At 30.4% G+C, this 12,426-nt stretch carries 14 protein-coding genes; 9 read left to right on the top strand and 5 right to left on the bottom strand.

Annotated features, from left to right (window positions below; genetic code table 11):
* The first annotated feature begins 2 nt into the window (after window positions 1–2).
* From FBE96_RS05960 to FBE96_RS05950, 3 genes are read left to right on the top strand one after another with little or no spacing between them, the layout of a single operon-like run.
* The gene (locus FBE96_RS05960) at window positions 3–614 is read left to right on the top strand and encodes a riboflavin synthase (protein ID WP_002868565.1); all 612 of its coding nucleotides are present in this window, start codon (window positions 3–5) and stop codon (window positions 612–614) included.
* The gene (locus FBE96_RS05955) at window positions 578–1,258 is read left to right on the top strand and encodes a polyphenol oxidase family protein (protein WP_002852800.1); all 681 of its coding nucleotides are present in this window, start codon (window positions 578–580) and stop codon (window positions 1,256–1,258) included. Before FBE96_RS05960 ends, FBE96_RS05955 begins: the two co-directional genes overlap by 37 nt.
* A gap of 1 nt (window position 1,259) precedes the next feature.
* On the top strand, window positions 1,260–1,463 hold the full coding sequence (locus FBE96_RS05950) for a hypothetical protein (protein ID WP_002852756.1): 204 nt from the start codon (window positions 1,260–1,262) through the stop codon (window positions 1,461–1,463).
* Here FBE96_RS05950 and FBE96_RS05945 read toward each other — a convergent pair.
* A complete protein-coding gene (locus FBE96_RS05945; protein ID WP_002852845.1) occupies window positions 1,460–2,620 on the bottom strand; it encodes a M23 family metallopeptidase in 1,161 nt (386 codons plus the stop codon). The genes FBE96_RS05950 and FBE96_RS05945 overlap by 4 nt on opposite strands.
* A gap of 121 nt (window positions 2,621–2,741) precedes the next feature.
* On the opposite strand from FBE96_RS05945, the gene FBE96_RS05940 reads away from it, so the two are divergent.
* From FBE96_RS05940 to FBE96_RS05930, 3 genes are read left to right on the top strand one after another with little or no spacing between them, the layout of a single operon-like run.
* Complete coding sequence (locus tag FBE96_RS05940) at window positions 2,742–3,467, top strand: plasminogen-binding N-terminal domain-containing protein (RefSeq protein WP_002852692.1); 726 nt, start codon at window positions 2,742–2,744, stop codon at window positions 3,465–3,467.
* Window positions 3,468–3,469: 2 nt separating this feature from the next.
* The gene (locus FBE96_RS05935; RefSeq protein WP_002874588.1) at window positions 3,470–4,852 is read left to right on the top strand and encodes an FAD-linked oxidase C-terminal domain-containing protein; all 1,383 of its coding nucleotides are present in this window, start codon (window positions 3,470–3,472) and stop codon (window positions 4,850–4,852) included.
* A 3-nt stretch (window positions 4,853–4,855) separates the two neighbouring features.
* Window positions 4,856–5,662, top strand: coding sequence for a YihY/virulence factor BrkB family protein (locus tag FBE96_RS05930; protein WP_002852725.1), 807 nt, complete (start codon window positions 4,856–4,858; stop codon window positions 5,660–5,662).
* Here the strand turns inward: FBE96_RS05930 and FBE96_RS05925 are convergent.
* From FBE96_RS05925 to FBE96_RS05910, 4 genes are read right to left on the bottom strand one after another with little or no spacing between them, the layout of a single operon-like run.
* Entirely contained in the window at window positions 5,606–6,865 is a 1,260-nt protein-coding gene (locus FBE96_RS05925; RefSeq protein ID WP_002873165.1) for a ComEC/Rec2 family competence protein, read from the bottom strand. The genes FBE96_RS05930 and FBE96_RS05925 overlap by 57 nt on opposite strands.
* On the bottom strand, window positions 6,865–7,422 hold the full coding sequence (locus tag FBE96_RS05920) for a DedA family protein (RefSeq protein ID WP_002856055.1): 558 nt from the start codon (window positions 7,420–7,422) through the stop codon (window positions 6,865–6,867). The genes FBE96_RS05925 and FBE96_RS05920 overlap by 1 nt, the downstream gene beginning before the upstream one ends.
* An 8-nt stretch (window positions 7,423–7,430) precedes the next feature.
* Complete coding sequence (gene rny / locus FBE96_RS05915; RefSeq protein WP_002858133.1) at window positions 7,431–8,984, bottom strand: ribonuclease Y; 1,554 nt, start codon at window positions 8,982–8,984, stop codon at window positions 7,431–7,433.
* Window positions 8,905–9,531 carry a 5-formyltetrahydrofolate cyclo-ligase gene (locus FBE96_RS05910; RefSeq protein ID WP_002875342.1) on the bottom strand — a complete coding sequence of 209 codons (627 nt, stop codon included), beginning with the start codon at window positions 9,529–9,531 and terminating at the stop codon, window positions 8,905–8,907. The genes rny and FBE96_RS05910 overlap by 80 nt, the downstream gene beginning before the upstream one ends.
* Before the next feature lie 82 nt (window positions 9,532–9,613).
* On the opposite strand from FBE96_RS05910, the gene FBE96_RS05905 reads away from it, so the two are divergent.
* Genes FBE96_RS05905 through radA form a run of 3 tightly spaced genes read left to right on the top strand, consistent with a single transcriptional unit; the run spans window position 9,614 to window position 12,377 of the window.
* A complete protein-coding gene (locus FBE96_RS05905) occupies window positions 9,614–10,171 on the top strand; it encodes a TlpA disulfide reductase family protein (RefSeq protein ID WP_002858112.1) in 558 nt (185 codons plus the stop codon).
* Window positions 10,171–11,037, top strand: coding sequence for a signal recognition particle-docking protein FtsY (gene ftsY, locus FBE96_RS05900; RefSeq protein ID WP_002858085.1), 867 nt, complete (start codon window positions 10,171–10,173; stop codon window positions 11,035–11,037). Before FBE96_RS05905 ends, ftsY begins: the two co-directional genes overlap by 1 nt.
* Complete coding sequence (radA, locus tag FBE96_RS05895) at window positions 11,037–12,377, top strand: DNA repair protein RadA (protein ID WP_002858434.1); 1,341 nt, start codon at window positions 11,037–11,039, stop codon at window positions 12,375–12,377. Before ftsY ends, radA begins: the two co-directional genes overlap by 1 nt.
* The last annotated feature ends 49 nt before the right edge of the window (window positions 12,378–12,426 follow it).

The raw sequence follows: 12,426 nt of genomic DNA, 5'->3' as shown, positions 1-12,426 counted from the left end.
AAATGTTTAATGGACTCATAAGAGAAATTGCTAAAGTTCAATCTTATCAAAACAATACTTTAAGCTTAAAAGCAAAATATCGCCCAAATCTTGGCGATAGCATAGCCGTAAATGGAGCTTGTTTAAGTGTAACAAAACTTTATGAAGCGGGTTTTGAAGTGGAGCTTTCTCGTGAAAGTCGCACTCATATGGCTATAGAGAATTTAAAAGATAAAGTTCATATAGAACCTGCTTTAAGATATGGCGATAGAATCGATGGACATCTTATGCAAGGACATATTGATTTTATCGGCACACTTGAAAAGATTCAAAAAGATGAAAATGGAGTAGATTTTCATATATCTTTACCCAAAGAAGCTATGAAATTTATGGCAGAAAAAGGAAGTATAGCTGTTGATGGAGTAAGTCTTACTATCAATGAAATTTTAAAAAATGGTATTAGGCTTACTATTATTCCTATTACCTTTAAAGAAACGCTTTTTAAAGACTATCAAGTAGGTAGAAAAATCAATATAGAAAGTGATTTACTTGCTCGTTATATTTATGCACAATTACAAGGTAAAAACAAAGGATTATCATGGGAAGAAGTCGAAAGAATTTCTTATCTTTATTAGAAAATGATAAAGTCGGTATTTTTTGTGCTTTTGATAAGGATTATAATGTTTTTAGAGCTAAAATTCATAATGAGAATTTATTTTCTCATTTAGGTTTTAAAGATATTGAAAAATGTGTTTTTATGGATCAAATTCATTCTCATAAAGTTATCATTTATGATGAAAATTTAAAAAATCTCAGTTGTGATGGACTTATAAGCAAGGAAAAAAATATCGCTCTTTGTGTTTTAAGTGCGGATTGTCTGCCTTTGATTTTATATCATGAAAGTGGTATTATAGCAGCTTTGCATTCAGGTAGAAAAGGAAGCTTTGAAAATATCCTAAAAGAATGCGTTGATCAAATTACTATGCAAAATTCACATTTAGATAAGAATAAATTTCATCTTTTTATCCTGCCTGGAATTTGTGCTAAAAATTATGAAATAGATGGAGAAATTTTAGAATTTGCTAAAAAAGAATTTAAAGAATTTGTTCAAGATGATAAACTTGATTTAAAAGCTTTAGTAAAATTTCAAGCGCAAAATTTAGGCATTGAAAATATTAAAGATTGTGGAATTTGTAGCTTTGATGATGAGAGTTTTTTTTCTTATCGTCGTGATAAAACGACTAAGCGTTTTGTGAGTGTGGTTTATTTAAAGGATTAAAATGTATGAAAGAAAAGATTTAAGGGTGTTAAAAATCATTCAAAAAGCTAGAGAATTTGGCGATGGAGATTTGTTAAATGAAGCTTTGGTGAAACAATTGATTGATGCAGATTTTTGTGAAATTAATGAAAAAGAAAAAGAAGAGCTTGCAACTCTTCTACATTCTTTAATCAATGCAAAAGATAAAGCGTTATTGAGTAATTAAAATTCTATATAGTTTTCAAAATCTTCTTCTTTTGGAGGATTAGGTTGATTCGAGGCTAGGGCTTCTTTAACAACCTGCTCGTATCCAGCTATGATATGTTTAAAATTCTCTTTCGCTTTTCCACTAAGTTCTGATTTGGCGATTTTTACAACAGATGCAGGATTTATAGCTTTATTATTTAAATATACTCCAAAATGCAAATGAGGACCTGTGCTCATACCTGTTGAACCAACATATGCAATTACTTGTCCTTGATTTACCTTTTGTCCGTTTTTAATTTTTGCAAAACGACTAAGATGAGCATATAAAGTCATATAACCTGAGTCATGCTTGATTTGAATTACATTTCCATAACCACCTTTTGTGCCTATAAAGGTTACTACTCCTTTGCCAGCACTTTTCACAGGAGTTCCAGTAGGTGCAGCATAGTCTATACCAAGATGGGCACGATAGCGTTTTAATATAGGATGATATCTTGCTGTTGTAAAAGGAGAAGAAATTCTAGTGTAATTCACAGGTTTTGTAAGTAAAAAAGATTCTAATTCTTTGCCATCACGATCATAGAATATATCATTATAAGAAAAGACTTCTCTAGCGCTTTTATTGATTTCTACCATTGCCATTTTTATATTTATATCACCCCAAAGTTTACCCATGCGTCTTTTTTGTTCATAATATAGGGTTACTTCATCACCTTTTTGGATATTGCGAAAATTTATACTTCCTCGAAAAGCACGAACCATAGCACGAGCTAAAGTACTGCTACCACTTTCTTCATAGACATCTTGATAAGCAGAGCTTTTAATGGTTAAATGTAAAATTCTATCTTCTTTTTGATAAGATACAGGAGTAAAAGCAAGAGTGTATTGTCCATCTTTATCTTTATAGATATGAATTTGTAAATCATCACTAATTGGAATTAAAACTTGTTCTATGTTGTTGTTTTCATCTTTTAAAACTTGATATTTTATTTTATAGGCTATATCAGAAGCAAGTTCTTGATCTTCTCTATCAAGTCCATAATAAAGCGACATAGGTATGGAATTTCTTTGTAGGAATTTAAGCAAGGTATCTCCATTATCCCAAGTTAGCTCTTCAACACTTAAAGCTGCAAAACTTTGAACAACAAAAATAAATAAAAGCAATAATTTTTTCATGAGATAACCTTAATTTTTAAAAGAATTTTGAAATTTGAAAGCTATATTTTACTTTATTTTTCTTACAATTGCTTAACAAAAAAGGATTATAATTCTATAAATTTTTATTTAAGGAGCAAATTTGTTTAAAACTATAGTGTGTTTTTTAGCTTTAAACCTTAGCCTCTTTGCGGTTGGATTTGATTTAAAACCTATAAAAAGTGAACTTGTAAAAGTTGATGATATTTATGGTTATATTAAAGATAGTGATGATATAAAACTTTATTCAAGTGGCGTAGTAGTGCAACATTTTAGCAATTCGCAAAGTATCATCGCTAGAGCAAGTGTTATAGATAAAAAAAATGGTTTGGCAAAATTAGAATTTAGTGTTTTTTCAGCTCTTAAGCAAGATGCTTTGCCTTTACCAAATGTTTTACCTAAAGTAGGTGATGAGGTTGTTTTAAATTTTCTTTATGATAGAGGATTGGTAATTGCTCCTGATGAACAAACTTATAATGAACTTGTTAGAGAATTTCCGCAGATATATTTTACCCATATTGATATTTTTGGAGCACAATTAATTAGAACGGCTACTCTTTCTCCTAAGCGTTCAGATTTTAGGCAATTTTGTGATGATAATGCGGTCGGCATTTTGGTTGTGGCTTTGGAAAATCATGCAGAAGTTGTGGATTGTCAAGATTTTAATAAGCTTTATGAAGTGCCTATAAGCAAGCCAACTAGCGTTCAGGTTCCTTTTTATTCTCGTATAGGTGGATATAAAAGTAATTTTTTTGATTTTAACTCTCAAGAAATAGGAAATTATTATAGGTATTATGATGCTTTGATTAATCTTCCTAAGGTGCAATAAACATGAAAAAAGAATTTGAACAATATTTTAAACGATTTTTAGGAGAAGAAAACGCTTATTTTGATGAAATTCACAAAAGAGCTTATAGCTATGATGCGACAAAAAAACATTATTTACCCGATGGGGTTCTTTTTCCAAGAAATGAAGAAGATATTGCTCGAATTTTAAAATTTTGTAATGAAAATAATATCATAGTCATACCGCGAGGCTCAGGATCTGGTTTTACAGGAGGAGCTTTAGCTGTTAATGGCGGGGTGGTGCTTGCTTTTGAAAAGCATATGAATAAAATTTTAGAAATTGATCTTGAAAATTTAGTGGCTGTTGTGCAACCTGGGGTTATTAATATACATTTACAAAAAGAAGTAGCCAAATACGGACTTTTTTATCCACCTGACCCTGCTAGCATGGAGTATTCAAGCTTAGGGGGTAATGTAAGCGAAAATGCTGGGGGAATGAGAGCTGCAAAATATGGCATTACAAAAGATTATGTGATGGCTTTAAGGGCTGTTTTGCCTAGCGGAGAAATCATTCGTGCAGGGAAACGCACTATTAAAGATGTAGCAGGTTATAATTTGGCAGGAATTTTAATCGCTAGTGAAGGTTCTTTGGCAGTTTTAAGTGAGCTTACTTTAAAATTAATACCTTTGCCTAAATTTAAAAAAACTGCTTTTGCTATTTTTCCAAGTGTAAAAAGTGCTATGAATGCGGTTTACAAAAGTCTTGCTAGCGGTGTAAGTCCTGTATCTATGGAATTTTTAGACAATCTTAGCATTAGAGCGGTTGAGAGCAAATTTAATAAAGGTTTGCCTATAGAAGCTGGAGCTATTTTGATTGCTGATGTGGATGGTAATGTTAAAGAGGCTATTGATGAGGATTTAAGAAATTTAGAATATTATTTTTTAGAAGCTGGCGCTAGCGAATTTAAAATAGCAAAAGATGAACAAGAAACCGCAGATATTTGGTTTGCTAGAAGAAATTGTTCTCAAAGCATTGCCATGTATGGAACTTTAAAACTTAATGAAGATATTACAGTTCCGCGTTCTAAACTACCTACTTTGCTTGAAGGTATAGATGAGATTTCTAAAAAATATGGTTTTAAAATTCCTTGCTTTGGACATACAGGGGATGGAAATGTGCATACTAATGTTATGGTTCCTGATAAAAATGATAAAGAGCAGGTGAAAAAAGGCTATGAAGCTGTGGAAGAGATTTTTAAATTAACAGTGAAACTTGGAGGAACTTTAAGCGGAGAGCATGGTATCGGACTCTCTAAGGCACCTTTTATGAATTTAGCTTTTTCTGAAGCCGAAATGAATTTAATGAGAAATATTAAAAAAGCTTTTGATCCAAATAATATACTAAATCCTTTTAAAATGGGACTTTAGAAGGTGAAAAATTTTTTTACTATTTTACTAAATTTGCGTGATAAGGAAATTTTAAATTATGCAGCAGCGCTTAGTTTTTATACTGTATTATCTTTAATACCTATTTTATTTGTATGTTTTTCTGTTTTTACGCAAATTTCCAGTTTTAAAGCTTATTATGAAAAAGCAAAGCAAGTAATTTTTGCTTTTTTAATACCAACGCAACAAGATGTTGTTGCTACCTACATCGATACTTTTTTAAAAAATAGTGTAAATTTGGGTATTGTAGGTCTTATTGCTATGGCATTTACTTCTTTAGCTTTTTTTTCAGGCTATGATTTTGTAATCAATCGCATTACTAAAAATGAACCTAAAGGACTTTGGCAAAGTATTAGTTCTTATTGGACTCTTTTAACTCTTGTTCCTTTGGGGCTTGGGCTTAGTTTTTATATTTCAGGTTTTATCCAACAAACTTTAGATGATTATAAAATAGGGTTTAATTTTTTTGAAATTTTACCCTTTGTAATTATTTGGGGTTTATTTTTTATATCTTATTCAAGTTCTGTTCATAAGGGAACTCTTAAAAGTTTAGCTTTAGTATCTTTTGGAGCGGGTACTATTTGGTATATAGGAAAAAATTTATTTGTATATTACGTGGTATATAATAAAACATACGCTAGCGTTTATGGATCTTTTTCTACTATTTTATTCTTTTTTATTTGGATTTATATTTCTTGGATTATTTATCTTTTTGGGCTTAAACTCTATTATTTTCTAAATCACAATCATAATGAAGGGAATAAAATTCGCAAAAATACAAAGAAAAGCTAGATATTTAAATCGCACAGAGATTAAAGAAGCAATAAGATAACTTATAAAAATCCAAAATGGGATATGGATATTAGTTCCATAAATTTTAAATTTAAAAAATTCATCTAAGATAAAATTGAGCAAATCTCCATAGTTTATAAGATGCAAAAATAATACTAAAGGATAAAATATTACAAAAATTCCACTCAAAATAATACCTAAAATTTGTTGGTAGCTTATAAGTGGAAAAAAATAAAGCACAGGTAAAACCATAGCAAAAAAAGTCCAAATATTAAGCAAAATAATATTTATAAGATTATTAAATTTATTTGCAAAATGATGCATATATAAAAAAATATAAAAAACACCTAAAATAGAAAATAAAAATCCAATACTAAATAAAAGTCTAGGGTAAAGAGAAATGCACAATAAAATACTACAAAAAAGCGTAACGAAATTAATGATTTTTATATTTTTACACAATAGATAAAAAACCCAAAAAGCCATAATCAAGGAGCGCACAAAAGAAGGGACAAATCCTATTAAACAAGCATAAGCTAAAAGTAGTGCAAAAATTAAAATACTTAAATCTAAACGTAAATTTCTATAAGGAAAATATCTTTTTTGGAAAAAACTATAAATTGGAGCTAAAATAAAGAAAATTAAACTAAAAAGTAAGCCTATGTGATAACCGCTAATTGCTATAAGGTGTGCTATACCGTAGTAATTTACATCGTTTCTAAGCTCTAAAGATATGGGCAGTGCAAAAAATAAAGCACCATAAAATTCTTTAATCTTTTCATTTGTATGTTGATTTAAGAAGTAAGATATAATGGGATTGTATTCTTTTTCTTTTAATTTTTCAAAATCATAAGAAGGTGCGTAAAAACTTTTACTCAGATAGTCTTTAAAGTTAATATTATGGGTGATAATTCTAAGGCTTAAAAATTGATTCTTGCTTAAATTTAAATCCTTAAAACTTGTAGTATAAAAAGTGAAGTTTTCAGTTTGTAACTTTAAAACCCAGTATTTTTTATTTTTTTTATTATATTTTATATATTGGTGCGTTAATAGAGCGTTGTCTATAAGGTAATGTTTTTGGTTTTTAAAGTTTAAAAAATTATTATATTCTAAAAGGATATTAAAAATAAAAATAACAACAACAGAGAAAAATAAATAATGAAATTCTTTAAAAGAGTAAGAAAAAGAATTCCATAGAGACATTATTTTTTAGAAAATTTACTTAAATAAAGCCAAATTATTCCGGCTAAAAATAATAAAAATAAAGGAGCAGCATAAGGATATAAACTCAGTTTATCAAAAATTGCTTCAATAACATACCCAAAAGTATAAGCAGTAAAACCTAGAACAATAGCCCATGCCAAACTAGCTAGAGTATTGATAATAAAAAATTTAATAAAATTATATTTTGCCATACCTGCAGCTATGGGAATGAAAGTTTTTAAACCATAAATAAATTTTTGAGTTACAAGTAAAATAATTCCATGTTGTTTTGTTTTTATCATAGCAAGGGCTATCTTGCGTCGGTGTTTTTTAAAATAAGGCATAATGTCTTTTTTATAATATTTTCCAAGTATAAAAAGCAAAGTTGAACCTATGGTATTAGCAATAAAAGCAAGAGCAATGCAAAAACTAAGATCCATTTTTCCTTGAGAACTTAAAACTCCTGCAGCTAAAATTCCAACCATCCCGCCCCCTAAAGAGTAAAAGAATAAAACAATATAACCATATTTTATTAAAGTATCAATCATATCTTGCATAATAAACCTTATTTAGCGTATTCTACAGCTCTAAGTTCACGTATAACATTGACTTTAATTTCACCAGGATATTGCATTTTTTCTTGAATTTCAGCTGCTATTTCCTTAGCTAAAAGTACACTTTCATCATCATTAACAAGCTGAGCATTGGCTATGACGCGAATTTCTCTTCCGGCATTGATTGCATAGGCATTTTTAATTCCTTCTTTACTTTTAGCGATATCTTCTAGCTCACTGACTCTTTTTAAGAAAGCTTCTAACACTTCTCTTCTAGCTCCAGGTCGTGCAGCACTTAAAGTATCTGCTGCACAAACAGCTGCTGATTCTATGCTTGTAGCTTCTTCGTGTCCATGATGTGCGTAAATAGCATTGATTACTACAGGATGCTCTTTGTAGCGTTTGCAAAGTTCTGCACCTAAATCCACATGAGATCCTTCAAAATCATGGGTTAATGCTTTTCCTATATCATGTAAAATTCCCGCACGACGTGCTAAATTCTCATCTCCACCACACTCAGCAGCAATGATTCCTGCAAGGTGAGCCACTTCCAAAGAATGTGCTAAAGCGTTTTGTCCATAGCTTGCTCGGTATTTGAGTTTTCCTATGAGTTTTACAATTTCAGGGTGTATTTTATTTAAACCTAGATCCATAACTATGGTTTCGCCTTCTTCTAGAATGGCACTATCAAATTCTTTACACACTTTTTCGTGAATTTCTTCTATGCGCGCGGGTTGAATTCTGCCATCTTCAACTAAAAGTTCTATAACTTTTGTAGCAATAGCACGGCGATAAAGATTAAAACAACTTACTATAATAGCACCTGGTGTATCATCGATGATAATATCAACACCTAAAACCATTTCCAAGGTTTTAACATTGCGCCCTTCTTTACCAATGATACGTCCTTTAAGTTCATCGTTTTTAATGTTAATAACATTGATAAGTCTTTCAGCTGCAAATTCACCTGCAAAACGAGAAGTAGCTTGAGCAATGATGAAATTAGCTTTTCTTTTAGCTTCATTTTTTGCTTCTTCTTCATATTTTCTTACTATATGTGCAATTTGCTCGCGAGAATTTTCTTCTACTTTTTTAAGAATGATTTCTTTGGCTTCATTTTGTGTAAGTCCTGTCGAATGTTCTAAAATTTTTAAAACATCGTCAAGTTTTTCTTGATATTTATTTTTTAATTTATCAACATCAGATTGTAAGTTTTGAATGTGTTTTTGTGACTTGCAAAGGTATTCTTTATCTTCTTTTAGTTTTTCTTCTTCTTGCTGAAGTTTTTGTTCTTTTTTAGAAAGATCATCAAATTTTTGATTAAAATCTTTTTGAAATTTGTGAGTTTTTTCTTCGTATTTTTTTTTAACTTCTAATTCTGCATTAAGAATTGAATTTTTTGCATCTTTTAAAATAAGCTCCGCTTCGTATTCTATAGCTTTGGCTTTAGCTTTGGCTTGTTCTACGAAAATTTCATATTTGGCATCATTGATTTTTTTTGCAACTAAATATCCTATACCGAGTCCGACTATAGCGGCTATAAGTGCGATAAGTGATTCTATCATTTTTTCTTTCTTTCTTGTAATATTTTTTATAAGGGTTTATGTATAATTTTCCTGAAATATCATGCTTTTGTGTTAGATTATTTTGACTTAAAGCATCTATACTTTGGATAAATATTATATGAGGTTTGTAATTTAAATTTTCAAAAAATCTATCATAAAAACCTTGCCCATGTCCTATTCTTTTTAAATTTTTATCGACGCCAATTACAGGCACAATAGCTAAATCAATTTTTGCTTTAAAAAAAGAATCTATAGGCTCTAAAACCCCAAACCTTTTTTTAATAAAAGGCAATCTTAATTTTACAATTTTTAAACTTTTATCTTGCATAAATGGAACAAAAAGTTTGTAATTTTTATTAAGAATATGGCGAAATTTTATTAAGTTTGGTTCATAATGCAAAGGAATAAAAATTAAAATATTTTTAGCTTTAAATAGCTTTATTATTTTAAGACATTCTTTAAATATTTTATAATCTTGTTTGAAATTTAGTTTTGAATGTTTGAAAAGGCGTATTTTTTGCAATGCCCTAAAATCTGTTTTTTCCATTAATATGCCTTTAAAAAAATATTATCTTATGTATGTTATAATTTTAGCATTTTTATAAAGAATAATAAAGGATTGATAAATAATGAAGATTAAAAAAATACTTTTACTAGTGGCAATATCTTGTTTGTTTGTTGCTTGTAGCAATGATAAAGAAAAGCAGCAAAATGATGTAAATTTAAGCACCGAGGCAAGTATAAATCAAAGTGATGATATGAATTTTAAACTTAATTTGATTGATGGAGGATCAATTTCAGTTAAAAAAGAAAATGCCGTTTTAAATTTCAACGATGAAGATAAGGTAACTTTGTTTGTATTTTTTACCACTTGGTGTACCCCTTGCATTGCTGAAATCCCTCATCTTAATAAATTACAAGAAAAGTATAATAATGATTTTAATATAGTTGGGGTTTTATTAGAAGATAAATCTAACGATGAGATTCAAAAATTTATAGAACAGCATAAAATATCTTATAAAGTCGCTAATGGTGAAAATAACTATCTTTTAGCTAAAGCTTTAGGTGGGGTAAATGGAATTCCTACCATGTTTCTTTACAACAAGCATTCTAAATTGATTAATCAGTATTTAGGGCTTATTCCTGAAGAAATGCTAGAAATTGATATACAAAAGGCTATACTTTAATGTTTAATTTTTTTAAAAAAGGACTTGCAAAAACTCTTGAAAATATTGTTGGAGTTAAAGGAGAGAATAAAAAGATAACCAAAGATTTGCTTGAAGAAATTTTGCTTGAAGCAGATGTAAGTTATGAAATAGTTGAAGAGATAATTTATTATTTACCACCTCAAAATGAAGTAAAAAAAGAAGATTTAAAGCGTGTTATGGGTTCTTATTTTCTTTATGAAAAAAAAGAAACCAATCAAGAAAAACCTTTTGTAGAGCTTATTTTAGGAGTAAATGGAGCAGGAAAAACAACAAGTATTGCCAAGCTTGCTTATTTATACAAAAACCAAAATCAAAAAGTGATTTTAGGAGCGTGTGATACTTTTAGAGCAGGTGCGATTGAGCAATTAAAACTTTGGGCGCAAAAAGTGGATGTAGATATAGTTTTAACTGCACAAGGGCATGATCCTTCAGCGGTTGCTTTTGATACCATTTCTAAAGCAAAAGCAAAGGATTTTGATAGAGTTATTATCGATACAGCAGGGCGTTTGCAAAATCAAAAAAATTTAGCTCATGAGCTTGAAAAAATTGTAAGAATTTCAAACAAAGCTTTAGAAGGCGCACCCCATAGAAAAATTTTAGTTTTAGATGGAACACAGGGAAATGCTGGAATTTTACAAGCTAAAGCTTTTAATGAGCTTGTAAAACTTGATGGTGTGATTATCACAAAGCTTGATGGGACAGCTAAAGGGGGTGCACTTTTTAGTATAGCAAGAGAGCTTGAGCTTCCTATTTTTTATGTAGGCGTGGGTGAGCAAATGACGGATTTACAAGAATTTAATGCAAGTGCTTATTTAGATACTTTATTAGATCCTATTTTTGAATAATGGCAAAAAATAAAGCACTTTTTGAATGTCAAGCTTGTGGAAATCAACAAAGCAAATGGCTTGGAAAATGTCCTGATTGTGGAGCTTGGGATAGTTTTGTAGAATTAAAAGCTGAGCAAATTAAAGTTTTAAAAGAGCTTGCGCAAGTTAGCATGAAAACAAGTGAGGCTGTTTGTATTGAAGATGTGGAGTTAGAGCATTTTACAAGATACAGCACAGATGATAATGAGCTTGATTTGGTTTTAGGTGGAGGGCTTGTTGAAGGTTCTTTAGTGCTTATAGGCGGAAGTCCAGGTGTGGGAAAATCTACGCTTTTGTTAAAAATTGCTTCAAATTTAGCTAAACAGGGTAAAAAAGTGCTTTATGTCAGTGGCGAAGAAAGTAAAGCCCAGATTAAATTAAGAGCTGATCGTCTTGAGGCTAATACTCCGAATTTATTTTTACTTACTGAACTTTGCCTTGAAAATATTTTAGAAGAATTGCACAAAAAAGATTATAGCATTCTTATCGTTGATTCTATACAAACTCTATATTCAAATAAAATCACTTCAGCAGCAGGAAGCATCACTCAGGTGCGTGAGATTACTTTTGAGCTTATGCGTGTGAGTAAGGCTTATAATATCAGTACTTTTATCATAGGGCACATTACTAAAGAAGGTGCTATAGCAGGACCTAGAGTTCTTGAGCATATGGTAGATGTGGTGCTTTATTTTGAGGGAGATGCCACTAAAGAAATCAGACTTTTAAGAGGCTTTAAAAATCGTTTTGGTGGAACGAATGAAGTAGGTATTTTTGAGATGACTGCTAAGGGTTTGATCAGTGCAAAAGATTTAGCAAATCGTTTTTTTACTCGTGGAAAGGCTATTTCAGGAAGTGCTTTAGGTGTTGTAATGGAGGGATCTCGTGCTTTGGTTTTAGAAGTTCAAGCTTTGGTGTGTGAAAGTTCTTATCCAAAACGCAGCGCTACGGGCTATGAAAAAAATCGCTTAGATATGCTTTTGGCTTTGCTTGAAAGAAAGCTTGAAATTCCTTTGGGGCATTATGATGTATTTGTAAATATTAGTGGCGGAGTAAAAGTAAGCGAAACTGCGGCGGATTTGGCTGTGGTTGCAGCTATTATTTCAAGTTTTAAAAATCGCCCTTTGAGCAAAGATAGTATTTTTATAGGGGAGCTTAGTTTAAATGGAGAAATTAGAGAGGTTTTTAGCCTTGATACGCGTTTAAAAGAAGCTAAAATGCAAAAATTTAAAAATGCCATTGTTCCTTCTAAGCCTTTGGAAGATATAGGGCTTAAGTGTTTTGTTGCTAAAGAACTTTCGCAAGTTTTAGAATGGATGTAAATTTTCATTAAAATATAAGTAAGATTTTGCTAAAATTTCGAGTTTAGAA

Source organism: Campylobacter sp. CFSAN093241, from assembly GCF_012889595.1.
GTDB classification, from domain to species: domain Bacteria; phylum Campylobacterota; class Campylobacteria; order Campylobacterales; family Campylobacteraceae; genus Campylobacter_D; species Campylobacter_D jejuni.
This window is presented reverse-complemented; position numbering and strand designations above follow the sequence as displayed.